15 protein-coding genes are annotated in these 17,052 nt (G+C 71.0%); 12 read left to right on the forward strand and 3 right to left on the reverse strand.

Annotation, left to right across the window (positions count from 1 at the left end):
- Positions 1-99 precede the first annotated feature (99 nt).
- Complete coding sequence (locus AW273_RS07400) at positions 100-1,200, forward strand: glycoside hydrolase family 26 protein (RefSeq protein ID WP_063909867.1); 1,101 nt, start codon at positions 100-102, stop codon at positions 1,198-1,200.
- Here the strand turns inward: AW273_RS07400 and cysC are convergent.
- Positions 1,089-2,297: an adenylyl-sulfate kinase gene (gene cysC / locus AW273_RS07405; RefSeq protein WP_062346553.1), complete on the reverse strand. Its 1,209-nt coding sequence runs from the start codon at positions 2,295-2,297 to the stop codon at positions 1,089-1,091. The genes AW273_RS07400 and cysC overlap by 112 nt on opposite strands.
- Before the next feature lie 85 nt (positions 2,298-2,382).
- Between cysC and AW273_RS07410 the strand changes: the two genes are divergently transcribed.
- Both AW273_RS07410 and AW273_RS07415 read left to right on the forward strand, forming a co-directional pair.
- Complete coding sequence (locus AW273_RS07410; protein ID WP_062346785.1) at positions 2,383-2,877, forward strand: SigE family RNA polymerase sigma factor; 495 nt, start codon at positions 2,383-2,385, stop codon at positions 2,875-2,877.
- Complete coding sequence (locus AW273_RS07415; protein ID WP_062346554.1) at positions 2,874-4,043, forward strand: hypothetical protein; 1,170 nt, start codon at positions 2,874-2,876, stop codon at positions 4,041-4,043. The genes AW273_RS07410 and AW273_RS07415 overlap by 4 nt, the downstream gene beginning before the upstream one ends.
- On the opposite strand, the gene AW273_RS07420 is transcribed toward AW273_RS07415, so the two are convergent.
- The gene (locus tag AW273_RS07420) at positions 4,040-4,708 is read right to left on the reverse strand and encodes a class I SAM-dependent methyltransferase (protein WP_157555623.1); all 669 of its coding nucleotides are present in this window, start codon (positions 4,706-4,708) and stop codon (positions 4,040-4,042) included. The genes AW273_RS07415 and AW273_RS07420 overlap by 4 nt on opposite strands.
- A 165-nt stretch (positions 4,709-4,873) precedes the next feature.
- Here AW273_RS07420 and mfd point away from each other — a divergent pair, with 165 nt between their 5' ends.
- The 7 genes from mfd to AW273_RS07455 all read left to right on the forward strand — a co-directional run bounded on the left by mfd (position 4,874) and on the right by AW273_RS07455 (position 13,296).
- A complete protein-coding gene (gene mfd / locus AW273_RS07425) occupies positions 4,874-8,356 on the forward strand; it encodes a transcription-repair coupling factor (protein WP_062346558.1) in 3,483 nt (1,160 codons plus the stop codon).
- 34 nt (positions 8,357-8,390) lie between these two features.
- Complete coding sequence (locus AW273_RS07430) at positions 8,391-8,996, forward strand: SurA N-terminal domain-containing protein (protein ID WP_062346559.1); 606 nt, start codon at positions 8,391-8,393, stop codon at positions 8,994-8,996.
- A 3-nt stretch (positions 8,997-8,999) separates the two neighbouring features.
- On the forward strand, positions 9,000-9,938 hold the full coding sequence (locus AW273_RS07435; protein WP_062346562.1) for a nucleoside triphosphate pyrophosphohydrolase: 939 nt from the start codon (positions 9,000-9,002) through the stop codon (positions 9,936-9,938).
- Positions 9,939-10,032: 94 nt separating this feature from the next.
- Positions 10,033-11,310, forward strand: a complete 1,278-nt coding sequence (gene eno / locus AW273_RS07440) for a phosphopyruvate hydratase (protein ID WP_030451960.1) — start codon at positions 10,033-10,035, stop codon at positions 11,308-11,310.
- Positions 11,311-11,369: 59 nt separating this feature from the next.
- Complete coding sequence (locus AW273_RS07445; RefSeq protein WP_062346563.1) at positions 11,370-11,765, forward strand: FtsB family cell division protein; 396 nt, start codon at positions 11,370-11,372, stop codon at positions 11,763-11,765.
- Positions 11,765-12,265, forward strand: coding sequence for a DUF501 domain-containing protein (locus AW273_RS07450; protein ID WP_232327145.1), 501 nt, complete (start codon positions 11,765-11,767; stop codon positions 12,263-12,265). Before AW273_RS07445 ends, AW273_RS07450 begins: the two co-directional genes overlap by 1 nt.
- 140 nt (positions 12,266-12,405) lie before the next feature.
- Entirely contained in the window at positions 12,406-13,296 is an 891-nt protein-coding gene (locus AW273_RS07455; protein ID WP_062346565.1) for a Ppx/GppA phosphatase family protein, read from the forward strand.
- Positions 13,297-13,300: 4 nt separating this feature from the next.
- On the opposite strand, the gene AW273_RS07460 is transcribed toward AW273_RS07455, so the two are convergent.
- Positions 13,301-14,485, reverse strand: a complete 1,185-nt coding sequence (locus tag AW273_RS07460) for a cytochrome P450 family protein (protein ID WP_232327147.1) — start codon at positions 14,483-14,485, stop codon at positions 13,301-13,303.
- A 43-nt stretch (positions 14,486-14,528) separates the two neighbouring features.
- Between AW273_RS07460 and AW273_RS07465 the strand changes: the two genes are divergently transcribed.
- Positions 14,529-15,299, forward strand: a complete 771-nt coding sequence (locus tag AW273_RS07465; RefSeq protein WP_062346568.1) for a uracil-DNA glycosylase — start codon at positions 14,529-14,531, stop codon at positions 15,297-15,299.
- A 275-nt stretch (positions 15,300-15,574) separates the two neighbouring features.
- Positions 15,575-16,840 carry an NAD(P)/FAD-dependent oxidoreductase gene (locus AW273_RS07470; protein WP_062346789.1) on the forward strand — a complete coding sequence of 422 codons (1,266 nt, stop codon included), beginning with the start codon at positions 15,575-15,577 and terminating at the stop codon, positions 16,838-16,840.
- The last annotated feature ends 212 nt before the right edge of the window (positions 16,841-17,052 follow it).

Here is a 17,052-nt window from a genome sequence, read left to right on the forward strand (position 1 = left end):
CGAATCACGGAACAATAACGGCGATTCGCCGGACATGTCGGAGCTGCGTTCTGGAAAAGGAGGCCACATGTTCTCCCCCGGCAGTGGAAAGGTGAATCCATGCGCTGGGCAATCACGGTGGTCGTGTTGATGGTGGCGAGCTGCTCCCTGGCTTCGGGAGCCGCCGAACGGACGGTGCCGAAGACGGTGCCGAAGACGGAGCCGCCGATCGCCGCGCCCTGCGCCGTCACCGGCGTGCTGATCCCCACCTGCGGCGCCTGGTGGGGCATCGCCCCCGAGGTCTTCACCGGCCGGGGCCCCGCGCGCGGCCTCCAGCGGGCCGAGCAGCGCATGGGCCGCCGGGCCGACATCCTGCACGTCTACCACCGCGCCGGCGAGTTGTTCCCGACCGACGAGGAGCGCGCGCTCGCGAAAGACCGCCTGCTGCTGGTCAACTGGAAGCCGTCACTGCGCCATACCTGGGCCGAGATCGCCTCGGGCGCGCTCGACCGGCGCATCGACAAGCTGGCCGCCCACATCTCGGCGACCTTCCCGCAGCGGTTCTTCTTGACGATCCACCACGAACCGGAGAACGACGTCCGGCCCGTCGAGGGCATGGCGGCCGACGACTACGCCGCGATGTTCCGCCACGTCGTGCTGCGCCTGCGCGAGAAGGGCGTCACCAACGCGGTCACCGTGATGACCTACATGGGCGCGCCCAATTGGTCGTCGGCGTCGTGGTTCGAGCGCCTCTACCCGGGCGACGCGGTGGTCGACTGGATCGGCGTCGACCCCTACGCCGACGAGCGCGTCACCGACTTCGCCTCGCTGGTCGACAAGCGCCGCCCCGACCACCCCGGGTGGCCGGGCTTCTACCGCTGGGCCCAGTCGCGGTTCCCGGCCAAGCCGATCATGGTGGCCGAATGGGGGGTCTTCGAACGGCCCGGGTTCAAGGCCGCCTTCTTCGATTCGGTACGCCGCCAGATAGCCGCCTACCCCCAGATCAAGGCCCTGGTCTACTTCGACTCGCCCTGGGCGCCCCGGGGCGACACCCGGTTCGACACCACGCCCGAGGCCGCCGAGGCGTTCCGGCGGCTCGGGCGCTCGCCCTACCTGACCCAGCCGCCGGTCGTGAGGGCGTTCATCACCAGCGAGACCGCCCGTTCGACCGGCAGGCCGGTGGTGTCGATCTCCAGGTCGGCGTCCTCCGGCTCGTCGTAGGGGGCCGAGACCCCGGTGAACTCGGGGATCAGCCCGGCGCGGGCCTTGGCGTAGAGGCCCTTGCGGTCGCGGCGCTCACACTCCTCCAGCGGGGTGGAGATCCACACCAGCAGGAAGTCGGCGCCGACCTCCTCGGCCATCTCGCGGGCCTCCTCGCGGGTGTGGGCGTGCGGCGCGATCGGGGCGCAGATGGCCAGGCCGCCGTGCCGGGCGACCTCCGAGGCGACGTAGCCGATCCGGCGGATGTTCAGGTCGCGGTCCTCCGCCGAGAAGGTCAGCCCCTTCGACAACAACCGCCTGACCACGTCGCCGTCGAGGTAGGTGACCGTGCGGCCGCCCTTCTCCAGCAGCGCGTCGCGCACCCCCCGGGCCACGGTCGACTTGCCCGACCCGGAGAGCCCGGTGAAGAACAGCACCAGGCCGCGCCGGTGGGGCGGGCCGGGGATGCGGACCGGGGCCGGGCCGGCGTAGTGCTCGGTGGCGCCGTAGTTGCGGGCGACGTACTCCCGCAGTTCGAGGTCGATCTCGACGTCCTCGCGGGGGGCCAGCGGGACCGCCACCACCTGCGACCCCGGCAGTTCGGTCTGCGCCTTCAGCGCGGCCCGCACCACCGCGGGCCCGGCCTCGCCGAAGACGAGCGGCATCAGCAGGACCGTCGCCTCCAGCTCCTCGGCCGTGGCGGCGACGTCGGCCAGCGCCGGACCGTCGAGCGGCCCGCGCATCGTGACGGCGAGCACCTCGCCGTCGAACTTCAGCTCCTCGGGGGTACGGCGCAGGCGCGCGAACGGCCCGTAGACGGGCGCGCCCAGCGCCTCCACCGGACCCGCCGCGTGGTGCCCGTCGCGTTCGGTCACCGTCATGACCGCCAGCGCGGCCCCTTCGGGATCGGTGAGGGTGACCTGGTCGCCGACGGCGATCTCGTCGGGCAGTGCGATGGTGACGGGGTCGGGCCACGGGGTGCCGTCGGCGAGGGTGCCCGTCTCGGCGACCGACGCGGTGTCGGCCTTGCCGAGGAAACCGGTCAGCGGCGCGAACGCCCCCGAGAGGAGCAGTTCGAGGTCGGCCAGTTCGCGGGCGTCGGGTGTCCAGTCGGTCATGGCGGTCGATTATCCGATCTCGGCAGGCATAGGAGGAGCCGCACGGCGGCGTCATAAAGGCTGACACATCTTCTGGGAGGTGACCGTGGACTCGGCAGCAGAACTGCGTTTCCGTGAGTTCGTGGCCGCCCGCTCGCCCGCGCTGATGGGCCTGGCCTACCTGCTCACCGCGGGCGACCAGCACGCCGCGGAGGACCTGGTGCAGTCGTCGCTGGTCCGCGCGCTGGGCCGGTGGTCCGACGTGGCCGATCCGGAGGCCTACGTGCGGCGGGTCATGTACCACCAGCACGTCAGCCTGTGGCGGCGGCCCTGGCGGCGGCACGAGACCACGGTGGCCGAACCGCCCGACAGGGGCGCCGACGACGGCACCCGCGCGGTCGAGTTACGCCTGGCGCTGCGTGCGGCGCTGGCCACCCTCACGCGCCGGCAGCGCACCATGCTCGTGCTCCGCTACTACGAGGACCTGCCCGAACAGGAGATCGCCCGCGTCATGGGCTGCTCGATCGGCACGGTCCGCAGCACCACCCACCGATCACTGGCGAAACTGCGCTCCGCCGACCTCAGGGAGCTGACCCGATGAACGAGGACACCATGATCGAGGAGGGTCTCCGCGACTGGGCCCGGGAGGTGCGGGTGCCCGCCGACCTGGCCGACCGCGCGCTGCGGGCCCGCAGAAGGCGCGTGTTCGGCTTCGCCGGGTCGGGCGCGGTCCTGGTCGCCGCCGCCGTCGCGGCCGTCGTCACCCTGCTGCCGGGCGTCTCGCCCGACCGCGTGATCGTCGCCGAGCGGCCGAGAACGGCCGCCTCGCCGGCGCCGACGACCGTCCACACCGACACCGAGAACGACCCCCCGGTCAACCTGGTCGCGGCCGGGCCGTGGGCCGTGGGCTCCTACTACTCGACCGAATGGGTCGACACCGGCCGGGGCACCGAGACCCTCCGCTACACCTGGAGCGTCTACGACCAGGGCAAGGGCCGCTACGTCCGCACCCCCTACCAGTGGGTCGACGTGCTGCCCGGCATGGGCCTGGCGGCCGTGCTCGTGGGCGACCTGCCCTCGCAGGGGCTCGGCCTGGTCGACCTGAAGACCATGATGTTCACCCGCTGGTGGGACCTGGACGAGGCCGCCGGGTCGGTCTTCTGGTCGCCCGACGGCTCGAAGCTGGTCGCCACCACCTACAGCGGGCCCCCCGACGAGAAGAAGTGGACCGACGCGGAGCGCACCAGCGCGACGGGCCTGCAGCGGTCGCGCACCGGCTTCTACGTGATCGACCCGAACGCCGGAACCCCGGCCTGGCGGCCCCTGCCGCCCGACCCCGACGCCCTGAACACCCGCGACGACCTGCGCTGGGACGACGACGGCGCCCGCCTGTGGACCGCCGTCGGGGGCGGCGGCCGGTTGCTCTACGACACCGAGGGAACCCGCCTCGGCTCCGACGAAGACAACCCCCGCCGCATGAACGAGGCGGGAGTGTCTCCCGACGGCAGGCTGCGGGCCGGTCCCGCCGGGTTGCCCACCAAGGTCACCGACGTCGAGACCGGTGAGGTCGTCGGCCGTCAGCGGATGCTCCAGCTCTGGGCCTGGGTCGACGACGACCACCTGATCGGCCTCGGTTGTGCCCGCGACTGCGACGACGAGTTCGACAACACGCTGGTCATGGTGAGCGTCGACGGGAAGGAGACGGTGCCACTCGCCTCCTACCGCGACTCGCGCGCCTCGTGGCGGCCGGTCCTGGTGCGCCGCTAGAGGACCCGCGCGAAGTGGTTCCTCGGTCTGCGCACGATCAGCGTCACCTCGTCGTAGACGGGGTCGAGCTTCCCGCGCGACAGCGCCGCCACCGCCCGGCACACCGTCTCGACCAGCTTCCCGCGGGGGCCGAGACGGGCCGGGCCGGTGGTGTCTCCCCGGTCCTCGGCGATCATCAGCCCGCGCATCAGGCAGTAGGCCCGCAGCCCCTCCCGCGAGCAGACCGGTTCGTAGACGGCGGGCAGCGGCTCGCCGAACCTGCCGCGCAGCCAGCCGGGCAGGATCCGGTCGACGAAGCCGTAGGCCGACTCCCGGTCGCGGACCCGGATGAGCAGCAGCCCGCCCGGACGCAGGGCGTTGACCATGCGGTCGAGGATCAGTTCCGCGTATTGGACTCTTTCGAGCAGGAACTCCACGCAGACGATGTCGAACCCCCGTGGCGTCATGGGCACCGAGCGGAGGTCGCCCAGGGCGTAGACGTGCAGATCGGGACGTTCGACCGTGTGAGCGCGAAGGATGGGCCGGTCCTCATCGACCCCGGTGACCCGGCAGTCGACACCGCCGAGCTCCAACGGTTCGCCCCGGCCACACCCGGCCACCAGGACGTCGAGCGGCTTGCCGGGCGTCTCCGCGGCGCGTTCGCCGATGATTTTTCCGAAAGACATGTCACAAAGCGTAGTCATCCGCTCACCGAATCAGGTCGCATCATGGGCGAGTCGCGCGCGCAGTAGCCTTGTGGGGTACCCCGGTCCCGATCAGGTTCCGGGTCGTCCGCGTGCCGTCGACTCGTCCGGCAGGCGGCTGTAGTTACTTACGTGGGGGCCCGCGGCATGACACTTTCCGGACTTCTCGACCTCGTCGCAGCGCAGCCAGAGCTGGCCGAGGCGCTCGGCCAGGAGGTGACCGGCGCCGATCTGATCGCGCCGACCGCCCTGCGGCCGTTCGGGGTGGCCGCCGTGGCGCGCACCCGTCCCGTGCTCGCCGTGACCGCCACCGGGCGGGAGGCCGAAGACCTGGCCGCCGCCCTCACGAGCCTGCTGCCCGAGTCGCAGGTGGCGGTCTTCCCGGCCTGGGAGACCCTGCCCCACGAGCGCCTGTCGCCGCGCAGCGACACGGTGGGCCAGCGGCTCGCCGTGTTGCGGCGGCTCGCCCACCCCGTGGCGGGCGACGCGACCGCCGGGCCGCTGCGGGTGGTGGTCGCGCCGGTCCGCGCGGTCCTGCAGCCCATCGTGGCGGGCCTGGGCGACCTGGAGCCGGTACGCCTGCGCCCCGGCGACGACGCCGACCTCGAAGACGTGGTCGCCCGCCTGGTCGAGAACGGCTACCACCGGGTCGACATGGTGGAGAAACGCGGCGAGGTCGCGGTCAGGGGCGGCCTGCTCGACGTGTTCCCGCCGACCGAAGAACACCCGCTGCGGCTGGAGTTCTGGGGCGACACCGTCGAGGAGATCCGCTGGTTCAAGGTCGCCGACCAGCGTTCCCTCGAAGTGGCCGAGGGCGGCCTGTTCGCCGCGCCGTGCCGCGAGCTGCTGCTCACCGCCGACGTCCGCGACCGCGCCCGCGAGCTGGCCGAACGCCACCCGGCGCTGGGGGAGATCCTCGGGTCGCTGGCCGACGGCGTGCCGGTCGAGGGCATGGAGGCGTTCGCGCCCGTGCTGGCCGGCGACATGGACCTGCTGATCGACCACCTGCCGCTGCGCGCGGCGGTGTTCGTCTGCGACCCCGAGCGCATCCGGGGCCGGGCGGTCGAGCTCGTGCGCACCAGCCAGGAGTTCCTGGAGGCCTCGTGGATCACCGCCGCCGCCGGGGGAGAGGCCCCGATCGACCTCGACGCCGCCGCCTTCCGCACCCTCGACGAGGTGCGCGAGCACGCCGGTGAGCTGGGCCAGCCCTGGTGGTCGATCGCGCCCTTCGGCGACGGCGTCGACCTCGGCGCCCACGACGTGGAGGCCTACCGGGGCGACACCCAGCGCGCCCTGGGCGACATCAAGGGCTGGCTGGGGGCCGGGCGCTCGGTCGTGCTGATGAGCGAGGGCCACGGGCCCGCCGAGCGCATGGTCGAGCTGCTCAAGGGGGTCGACGTCGCCGCCCGGCTGGTCCGGTCGATCGACGAGCCGCCGGGCCGCGACGTCGTGCAGGTCACCACGGGCCGGTTGGAACACGGGTTCGTGACCTCCGGGCTGGCCGTGCTGACCCACCTCGACCTGGTGGGGCAGAAGGCCTCCACCAAGGACATGCGGCGGTTGCCGAGCCGGCGCCGGAACATGGTCGACCCGCTCCAGCTCAAGATCGGCGACCACGTCGTCCACGAGCAGCACGGCGTCGGCCGCTACATCGAGATGGTCCAGCGGACCGTCCAGGGCGCGACCCGCGAATACCTCGTCATCGAATACGCCAAGGGCGACCGCCTCTACGTCCCGACCGACCAGCTCGACGAGGTCACCCGCTACGTCGGCGGCGAGTCCCCGACCCTCAACCGCATGGGCGGCGCCGACTGGGCCAAGGCCAAGACCCGCGCCAAGAAGGCCGTCAAGGAGATCGCGGGCGAGCTCATCCGCCTCTACTCCGCCCGCATGGCCTCCCCGGGCCACGCCTTCGCGCCCGACTCCCCGTGGCAGCGCGAGATGGAGGACGCCTTCCCCTACGCCGAGACCGGCGACCAGCTCGAAGCCATCGACGAGGTCAAGCGCGACATGGAACGGGCCGTCCCGATGGACCGGCTGATCTGCGGCGACGTCGGCTACGGCAAGACCGAGATCGCGGTCAGGGCGGCGTTCAAGGCGGTCCAGGACGGCAAGCAGGTCGCCGTGCTGGTCCCGACGACCCTGCTCGTCCAGCAGCACCTGTCGACCTTCGGCGAGCGGTTCGCCAACTTCCCGGTGACCGTGCGGCCGATCTCCCGGTTCCAGACCGACGGCGAGGTCAAGGACACCCTCGAAGGGCTCAAGGCCGGCGGCATCGACGTCGTCATCGGCACCCACCGGCTGTTCTCGCCCGAGGTCAGGTTCAAGGACCTCGGGCTGATCATCGTCGACGAGGAGCAGCGGTTCGGCGTCGAGCACAAGGAGGCCATGAAGCACCTGCGCACCCAGGTCGACGTGCTGGCCATGTCGGCCACCCCGATCCCGCGGACCCTGGAGATGGGCCTCACCGGCATCCGCGAGATGTCGACCATCCTCACCCCGCCCGAGGAGCGCCACCCGATCCTGACCTTCGTCGGGCCCTACGACGAGAAGCAGATCGCCGCCGCGATCCGGCGTGAGCTGATGCGCGACGGCCAGGTGTTCTTCGTCCACAACCGGGTGCGCAGCATCGACAAGGTCGCCGCCCGCCTGCACGAACTCGTGCCCGAGGCGCGCGTGGCGGTGGCCCACGGCCAGATGAACGAGCAGCAGCTCGAAAAGATCATGGTGGGCTTCTGGGAGCGCGACTTCGACGTGCTCGTGTCGACCACGATCGTCGAGTCGGGCCTCGACGTGCCCAACGCCAACACGCTGATCGTCGACCGGGCCGACAACTACGGCCTCTCGCAGCTCCACCAGCTCCGCGGCCGCGTCGGCCGGGGCCGCGAGCGCGGCTACGCCTACTTCCTCTACCCGCCGGAGAACCCGCTCACCGAGACCGCCCACGAGCGCCTGGCCACGATCGCCCAGCACACCGAGATGGGCGCCGGCATGTACGTCGCCATGAAGGACCTGGAGATCCGGGGCGCCGGCAACATCCTGGGCGCCGAGCAGTCGGGCCACATCCAGGGCGTGGGCTTCGACCTCTACGTGCGGATGATGGCGGAGGCCGTACAGGAACAGAAGAACAAGCTCTCCGGCGAGACGGTCGCCGAACAGCCCGACGTCAAGGTCGAGCTGCCGATCAACGCGCACATCCCGCACGACTACGTCACCAGCGAGCGCCTGCGGCTGGAGGCCTACAAGCGGATCGCCGCGATCGGCACCGAAGACGACATCGCCGCCGTCCGCGACGAGCTCACCGACCGCTACGGCCGCCCGCCGCAGGAGGTCGACAACCTGCTCGAAGTGGCCCGGTTCCGGATCAGGGCCCGCAAGGCCGGGCTGACCGACGTCCAGCTCATGGGCGCCAACATCAAGTTCGCCCCGGCGGCCCTGCGCGACTCCCAGCAGGTGCGGCTCCAGCGGCTCTACCCGAAGGCCCTGCTCAAGCAGGCCACCGAGACCCTTCTGGTGCCGGTGCCGAAGACCAAGCCGATCGGCGGGCAGCCCCTGCGCGACCTCGACATGCTGCGCTGGTGCGGAGACCTGGTCGAGGCGCTCTTCCTGGAGCCCAACCGAGTAAAGTAGGCGCGCCGAACATCTGGGACCTGGAGGGTCGTCTGTGAAGCTCAAACTGGCCGCCGTGGCCGTCGCCGCAGGGCTGGCGCTTACCGCGTGCAGCGGGCCGATCCAGGCCGGTTCCGCCGCCACGGTCGGCGACCACCGGATCACCACCGCCACGCTCGACGAGAACGTGACGGAGTTCCAGAAGGCGCTGGAGGCCGCGAAGATCCCGCCCGACCAGTTGCAGCAGCTTCCCGGCACGGTGACCCAGGCCGTGCTGCTCCAGCTCGTCAACGTCAGCCAGTTCAGCCAGCTTGAGCGGCAGAACGGCATCACCGTCTCCGACGGCGAGGTCGACGCCTTCTACGCCAGCAACAACGGCCAGGCCGCCGTCGACCAGATCCTCCTCCAGCGCGGCGTGTCGCCGCTGCTGGCCCGCGACTGGCTGAAGGTCTCCATCGGCTCGGAGAAGCTGGCCGCCAAGCTCGGCGGCGGCACCGGCGAGCAGCAGATGGCCGCCGGCCAGCAGAAGATCAACGAGCTGGCCAGCCAGATCCAAGTGAACTTCAGCCCGCGCTACGGCAAGTTCGACCCGGCCCAGGGCTGGTTGCCGAGCGACCGCTTCGGCAACGCGCCGGCCGGCAACGGCGCCGCTGCGGGCTGACGCGTGCCGCTGATCGTCGTCACCTCCTCGCCCCGGGTCGCCCCCGGGATCCTCAGCGCTCCCGCGTGGGAGGCCCTGCGGGCGGGGAAGGTCTTCACCGGTTCCGCCGACCATCCGCTGCTGCCGTTCGTGCCCGGGGCGGAGGTCCGCGACGACCCGGCCGCCATCGCCCGCGAGTCGGTCACCGCGACACTGGTCTGGCTGGCCGCGCAGGACGGCGACGAGGCGTTCTTCCGCGCCGTCGGCCACGCGGCGCTGGCGCTGCCCGACCCGCCGGAGATCGAGGTCGTCCCCGGCTCCTACGACCTGCCCGGCGCCCGCCTGCTCGACATGGTCGCCGTGATGGACCGGCTGCGCCGCGAGTGCCCCTGGGACGGGCGGCAGACCCACGAGTCGCTGATCCCCTACCTGGTCGAGGAGTCCTACGAGGTCGTCGAGACCATCGAGAACGGCGACCTGGCCGGACTGCGCGAAGAGCTCGGCGACCTGCTGTTCCAGGTGGTCTTCCACGCCCGGCTCGCGCAGGAGCGCGGTGACGAGGGCTGGGACGTCGACGACGTCGCCGACGCCATCGTGACCAAGCTGGTCCGCCGCCACCCCCACGTCTTCGCCGACGTGAGCGTCGACGGGGCCGAGACGGTGGTGGCCAACTGGGAAGAGATCAAGAGGGCCGAACGCGCGGCCAAGGGCGAGTCGGAGTCGGCGCTGGCCGGGGTCCCCATGGGCCAGCCGGCCGTCTCTCTGGCGGCCCAGTTGCTGCGGCGCGCGTCCCGGGTGGGCGCCCCCGCCGAGCTCGCCGACGGGCCCGCCTCCTCCGGGCAGCGGCTCTTCGATCTCGTCCGCGAGATCCAGGACGCCGGAGACGATCCCGAGGCGCTCCTGCGGCAGGCCGCGCGCGACTACCGGGCCAGGGTCGAGGCCTGGGAGCGGAACTCGCGCTGACTCCGTCTCGAAGGGTGGACGGATGGGCGTTACCCGCGAGTAGGCGTCGATAGGCTCTTGTCGCAAACTGTCTTTCGACATTTAGGAGTGCTTCGTGGCTTCCATCGAGGCCGTTCACGCCCGCGAGATCCTCGATTCACGGGGTAACCCGACTGTCGAGGTCGAAGTCCTGCTCGAAGACGGCAGCACCGGCCGGGCCGCCGTCCCGAGCGGCGCCTCCACCGGGCAGTTCGAGGCGGTCGAGCTCCGTGACGGCGGCTCCCGCTACAAGGGCAAGGGCGTCGAGAAGGCCGTCCTGGCCGTCACCGACGAGATCCAGGACGAGATCCTCGGCATCGACGCCGAAGAGCAGCGCATCATCGACCAGGTCATGATCGACCTCGACGGCACGCCCAACAAGGCCCGCCTCGGCGCCAACGCCATCCTCGGCGTGTCGCTGGCCGTCGCCAAGGCCGCGGCCGAGTCGTCCGACCTGCAGCTGTTCCGCTACGTCGGCGGCCCCAACGCCCACGTGCTGCCGGTGCCGATGATGAACATCCTCAACGGCGGCGCCCACGCCGACTCCAACGTCGACATCCAGGAGTTCATGATCGCGCCGATCGGCGCGGCCACGTTCTCCGAGGCCGTCCGCATCGGCGCCGAGACCTACCACTCGCTCAAGTCGGTGCTCAAGGAGCGCGGCTACGCCACGGGCCTGGGCGACGAGGGCGGCTTCGCCCCCAACCTGCCCAGCAACCGCGACGCCCTCGACCTGATCCTGGTCGCGATCGAGAAGGCCGGCTTCACCCCCGGCACCGACATCGCGCTCGCCCTCGACGTGGCCGCCACCGAGTTCCACAACGACGGCGTCTACACCATCGACGGCAAGGGCCTGTCGGCCGAGGAGCTCGCCGCCTACTACGAAGACCTGGTGCGCAGCTACCCGCTGGTCTCGATCGAAGACCCCTTCGACGAGGAAGACTGGGCGGGCTGGAAGACCCTGACCGACTCCATCGGCGGCAAGGTCCAGATCGTCGGCGACGACCTGTTCGTCACCAACCCCGAGCGGCTCCAGCGGGGCATCGACAGCGCCACCGCCAACGCCCTCCTGGTCAAGGTCAACCAGATCGGCACCCTGACCGAGACCCTCGACGCCGTCGACCTGGCCCACCGCAGCGGTTACCGCTGCATGATGAGCCACCGTTCGGGCGAGACCGAAGACGTCACCATCGCCGACCTCGCGGTGGCCGTCAACGCCGGCCAGATCAAGACCGGCGCCCCGGCCCGCTCCGACCGCGTCGCCAAGTACAACCAGCTCCTGCGCATCGAGGAACTCCTCGACGACGCCGCCCGCTACGCGGGTCGCAAGGCGTTCCCGCGCTTCCAGGGCTAAGTTCTACCGGTACGGCCCGCGTCCGCCCGGCGCGGGCCCTACCGGAAAGCGGGGTTCAGATGGCGAAACGACCGCAGCTCACCGGCCGGGCCGCGATCCTCGCGGTCGTGGTCTGCGCGATCGCGATGAGCCTGGCCTATCCTGTGCGCGAGTTCCTCGCCCAGCGGCGGCAGATCGCTCAACTCGAACAGCAGCAGGCCAGGGCCCTGTCCGACCTGCGCTCGCTCGAAGAGGAACGCAAACGACTCGAAGACCCCGAATACCTCAAGCGCGAGGCCCGCGAGAAACTGCATTTCTGCGAGCCCGGCGCCCACTGCTACGGGGTCCTCGACGACGGAACGAAGACATCCGCCTCGGCCGGACAGCGCAAGGCCGCCGTCTCGCCGTGGTACATCTCGCTCTGGCAGTCGGTCGAATCGGCCGACCGGGGCGAAGGCAAGAAAATGGGGGGATAGTGTCCGGGGTCAGTCCAGACGACCTGGCGGCGGTCGAGGCCCAACTGGGCCGTCCTCCGCGCGGCGTGCGCGCGGTCGCGCACCGATGCCCGTGCGGCCTGCCCGACGTGGTCGAGACGTCACCCCGCCTCCCCGACGGCACTCCCTTCCCGACGACCTTCTACCTGACCTGCCCCCGCGCGGCCTCGGCGATCGGCACCCTGGAGGCCGAGGGCGTCATGGCCGAGATGCGCGAACGCCTCGCCGCCGACCCCGATCTGGCGGCGCGTTACCAGGCCGCCCACGACGACTACCTGGCCCGCCGCGACAAGGCCGCGGCCGAAGACGGCCTGGAGCCCCTGCCCCGCGGCACCCAGACGGCCGGAGGGATGCCCGACCGGGTCAAGTGCCTTCATGCGCTGGTCGGCCACGAACTCGCCGCCCCGGGAACCAACCCGTTCGGCCGCGAGGCGCTCGACGCGCTGCCGGAGTGGTGGGCCGAGGGCCCCTGCGTCTGCTGAGATCCGTCTTCTGTCACGGCGCCGCCCACCCCGGGGCGGCATGGAGGACCAACGGCGGCGGTTGATCGCCCGGTGGCCCGGTAGCTTGGCCGCATATGCTGGCGGGTCTGATCGCCGGTGCCGACGAGGTGGGTTGAATAGTGACACGTGTGGCCGCCATCGACTGTGGGACCAACTCGGTCCGGTTGCTCATCGCCGACGTCGAAGGTGACACGCTCACCGACGTCGCGCGGCGGATGGAGATCGTCCGGCTCGGGCAGGGCGTCGACAAGACCGGGATGCTCGCCCCCGAGGCCCTGGAGCGCACCTTCGCCGCCATGCGCGGCTACGCCGCGGAGATCCTCGACGAGGGCGCGGTGAAGACCCGGGTCGTCGCGACCTCCGCCACCCGCGACGCGGGGAACCGCGACGTCTTCGTCGACGGCGTGCGCGCCATCTTCGGCGTGGAGCCCGAAGTGGTGACCGGTGACGCGGAGGCCAATCTCTCCTTCAACGGGGCCGTAAGGGGCATTTCCGACCCGCAGGGACCCTATCTGGTCGTCGACATCGGCGGCGGTTCGACCGAGTTCGTCGTCGGCTCGTCGGCGGTCAAGGGCGCCCGGTCGATGGACATCGGCTGTGTCCGCCTCACCGAACGCCACGACGGCGACTTCGCCGCCATGCGGGCCGACATCGACGCCGCCCTGGGCGTGGTGGCCGACACGGTCCCGGTACGCGAGGCCCGGACCCTCGTCGGCCTCGCCGGCTCGGTGACGACCGTCGCCGGGATCGCCCTCGGCCTGCCCCGCTACGACTCGGAGAAGATCCACCACTCGCGCATCCCGGCCGGGGACGTGCACGAGGTGACCGAACGGCTGCTCACGATGACCCGCGAGGAGCGGGCCGCGATCCCGGTGATGCACCCGGGCCGCGTCGACGTGATCTGCGCGGGCGCGCTCATCCTCGACCGGATCGTGCGTGACTTCGGCTTCACCGAGGTGGTCGTGAGCGAGCACGACATCCTCGACGGCATCGCCTGGTCGCTGACCTGAGGTCTCACGTGTTCAGGCGCACCGGCAACGAGAACAGGCCGCGCATGATGTTGCTCGGCCACCACACCAGATCGTCGGTCGCCAGTTCCAGGTCGGGGAAGCGCCGGATCACCCCGCCGATCGCGACCTCGCCCTCGATCTTGGCCAGCGCCGCGCCCACGCAGTAGTGGGCGCCGCGCCCGAACGCCAGGTGCGGTTCGTCGACGCGGCCGGGACGGAACGTGTCGGGGTCGTCGAAGGCCTCCGGGTCGCGGTTGGCCGCCAGCAGCGACACCAGGATCGGTTCGCCGGGGAGCATCTCCTGGCCGCCGATCACGACGGGCTCGGTCGGGAACCGCCACGTCGCGTTCCGCACGGGGCCGTCGTAACGCAGCATCTCGTCGATCACGTCGGGCAGCGTCGAAGGGTCCTTCTTCAGCGCCGCGAACTGGCCGGGGTTGCGTAGGAGCGCCAGCAGCCCGTTGCCGATGAGGGCGACCGTGGTCTCGTGCCCGGCGATCAGCAGCAGGAACGCCGTCGAGGTCAGTTCGTCGGGGCTGATGTCGGGGCGTCGCACCAGTTCGGTCAGCAGGTCGTCGCCCGGATGGGTGCGCTTGTGGGCCACCAGGTCGCCCAGGAAGCGCTCCATGCCGTCGGTCGCCGCCGCGATCTGGCCGATCTCCGAGGCCGCCGCCGAGTCGATCACCGCGGCCAGGCGGTGGAAGGTGGCCCGCTCTGACTCGGGCACGCCCAGCAGGTCGCAGATGATCGCGATGGGCAGCGGATAGGCCAGGTCGGCGATCAGGTCGGCCTCGTCTTTGGCGGCGATGACGGCGAGCAGGCCCTCGGTCAGTTCCTCGGCCCTGGCCCGCAGGCTCGCCACCCTCCGGGGCGTGAACGCGGCGCTGACCAGGCGGCGCAGCCGAGGGTGGTCGGGGGAGTCGGCGTTCAGCATGTGCCGGGCCAGCGTCGAACGGTGGTCGAGGGGGAGGCCGAGTTGCGCGCGGAACCATTCGGGGGAGCCCAGCGCCGGGTCCTTGGCCAGCGCCGGATGGGTCAGCGCGGTCACCGCGTCGGCGTGACGCGTGATCAGCCAGGCCTCGCAGCTGGGCAGCGGCACCTTGGTGACCGGGGCGTTGCGGCGCAGCCAGTCGTAGGCCGGGTAGGGGTCGGCGTCGAAGGCGGGGCCGAAGAGTGGAGGGAGGGACACGGCGCTTTCCTTCCCCGCCGCCTCCGCTGGCACGCTTGGGGCCATGAGTTTCGTACCTCCCGGCACCGGGTGGCCGGACGACCCGGCCACGCCCTCGACCCCCGTCGCGACCACGCCGGCGGAGGTGGCCGACCTGGCCGCGCACAGCCCGTCGATCGGCGAGCTGACCGCCCGCCAGTCGGTGTGCCGGGCCTGTCCCCGGCTGGTGGCCTGGCGGGAGGAGGTGGCCGACGTGAAGCGGAGGGCGTACCAGAACGAGACCTACTGGGGACGCCCCATCGCCGGTTGGGGCGACGACGACCCGAAGGTGCTGATCGTGGGCCTGGCCCCCGCCGCCCACGGCGGGAACCGCACCGGCCGCATCTTCACCGGCGACCGCAGCGGCGACTGGCTCTTCGCCTCCCTCCACCGCACGGGCCTGGCCGCGCAGCCGACGAGCGTGCACGCGGGCGACGGCCAGCGCCTGATCGGCGCCCGCATGGTCGCGGCGGTCCGCTGCGCGCCTCCCGCCAACAAGCCGACCCCTGGAGAGAGGGACAACTGCTTCCCCTGGCTGCTCCAGGAGCTTCGTCTCGTACGCCCCCGCGCCATCGTCGCCCTGGGCGGTTTCGCCTGGCAGGCGATCTGGCCCGCTCTGAAGGCCGTGGGCCACCCGCTCCCGACCCCGCGTCCGGCGTTCGGCCACGGGGTGGAGGTGCCACTCGACGGGACGACGCTGATCGGCTGCTACCACCCGAGCCAGCAGAACACCTTCACGGGCCGTGTCACCGAGCCGATGCTCGACGCCGTCTTCACCCGCGCCGCGAGCCTGTGACGGCCCGTGTTCTTGCTGGTCACAGGGATTGTGAATTGCTTCACATGTGTGAAGTCGGTCACGTCCGAAAGTTTGGGCAAAATTCCCGCGTCAAGTCGTACCGGAAATTTCTGAACTGGAAAGTTCGGTCAAGTTGCCTTGGGAAGGGATTGGCCCCGCCCGGTGTTGTTCAGGTAGCTTGTGAATGCTTTCACAAGCGATCGGACACACGAAGGGCATCCGTGGTGAACCGCACGTCGAAGCACATCGTCATCGTTGGCGGTGGATACGTGGGCATGTACACCGGCCTGCGGCTCCAGCGCACCCTCCGTCGCGAACTGCGGAACGGATCGGTCCGTATCACCCTCATCGACCCGCAGTCCTACATGACCTACCAGCCGTTCCTGCCGGAGGCCGCCGCGGGAAGCATCTCGCCGCGCCACGTCGTGGCGCCGCTGCGCCGCGTCCTGCCCAAGGTCCGGATCCTCAACGGCAAGGTCGCCAAGGTCAACCACGAGCAGCGCGAGCTGACCTTCGAGCCGAGTGTGGGCGAACCCCGCGAGATCGGCTACGACGTCGTGGTCATGGCGGCCGGCTCGGTCTCCCGCACGCTGCCGATCCCGGGGCTCGCCGACGCGGCCATCGGGTTCAAGTCGGTCGGCGAGGCCATCGCGCTGCGCAACCGCGTGCTGGCGCTGCTCGACCGGGCCGAGTCGACCGACGACGAGGAGGTGCGGCGCCGGGCGCTCACCTTCGTCGTGGTCGGCGGCGGGTTCGCCGGGATCGAGGCGCTGGCCGAGCTCCAGGACATGACCGACGACGCGATCTCCTACTACCCGTCGATCAAGAAGAGCGACCTGCGGTGGGTGCTGATCGAGGCGACCGACCGGATCCTGCCCGAGGTCGGCCCCGAGATGGGCACCTGGACCGCCGAGCAGCTCCGCGAGCGCGGCATCGAGCTGAAGATGTCGACCCGGCTGAACTCGGTCGTCGGCGGCCACGTCGAGACCAGCGACGGCGACGCCTTCGAGTCGGCGACGGTCGTGTGGACGGCCGGCGTGAAGGCCGCCCCGATCGTCAACTCCGGCGACTTCCCGCTCGACGAGCGCGGCCGCGTCAAGACCACGACCAAGCTCACCGTCAGCGGCGTCGAGGGCGCCTTCGCGGCCGGTGACGTGGCGGGCGTGCCCGACCTCACCCACCCCGGGGAGTACTGCGCGCCCAACGCCCAGCACGCCGTCCGCCAGGCCAGGGTCCTCGGCGACAACGTCACCGCCTACCTGCGTGGACGCCCTCTCAAGGACTACAAGCACAAGTACGTCGGCTCGGTCGCCGGGCTGGGCCTGCACAAGGGCGTCGCGAACGTCTACGGAGTCAAGCTGCGCGGCTGGCCCGCGTGGTTCATGCACCGGACCTACCACCTGTCGCGGGTGCCGACCACCAACCGGAAGGTCCGCGTCATGGCCGACTGGACCCTCTCGTTGTTCTTCCGCCGGGAGACCGTGTCGCTCGGTGAGATCGAGCACCCCCGCGACCAGTTCAGAGCCGCTGCCGCCGGGTAACCCCGGCATCTCCCTTTGTTAACGGCCCGCGCCTACCATCAGGCGCGGGCCGTTATCACATTGCAAGGCGAGAAGGGAACGCGGATGGTTGTTTCATCCCGTTTCGCTAGCCATTCTCCCTGCTACTGTATTGCCGCCCAGTTTGATGGATCGTACGGGGGATGCGGCGTAAGGTCTCACCAGTTACAGTTGTGCGCTCCGTGACGTATGAT

It is taken from the genome of Herbidospora yilanensis (assembly GCF_001570565.1).
Lineage (GTDB): Bacteria > Actinomycetota > Actinomycetes > Streptosporangiales > Streptosporangiaceae > Herbidospora > Herbidospora yilanensis.

What these genes read in the sequence shown, in the direction of transcription:
- AW273_RS07400 (WP_063909867.1), top strand. Translation starts at nt 100, where the DNA reads ATGCGCTGGGCAATCACGGTGGTCGTGTTGATGGTGGCGAGCTGCTCC.
- cysC (WP_062346553.1), bottom strand. Translation starts at nt 2,297, where the DNA reads ATGACCGACTGGACACCCGACGCCCGCGAACTGGCCGACCTCGAACTG.
- AW273_RS07415 (WP_062346554.1), top strand. Translation starts at nt 2,874, where the DNA reads ATGAACGAGGACACCATGATCGAGGAGGGTCTCCGCGACTGGGCCCGG.
- AW273_RS07420 (WP_157555623.1), bottom strand. Translation starts at nt 4,708, where the DNA reads ATGTCTTTCGGAAAAATCATCGGCGAACGCGCCGCGGAGACGCCCGGC.
- mfd (WP_062346558.1), top strand. Translation starts at nt 4,874, where the DNA reads ATGACACTTTCCGGACTTCTCGACCTCGTCGCAGCGCAGCCAGAGCTG.
- AW273_RS07445 (WP_062346563.1), top strand. Translation starts at nt 11,370, where the DNA reads ATGGCGAAACGACCGCAGCTCACCGGCCGGGCCGCGATCCTCGCGGTC.
- AW273_RS07465 (WP_062346568.1), top strand. Translation starts at nt 14,529, where the DNA reads ATGAGTTTCGTACCTCCCGGCACCGGGTGGCCGGACGACCCGGCCACG.
- AW273_RS07470 (WP_062346789.1), top strand. Translation starts at nt 15,575, where the DNA reads ATGTACACCGGCCTGCGGCTCCAGCGCACCCTCCGTCGCGAACTGCGG.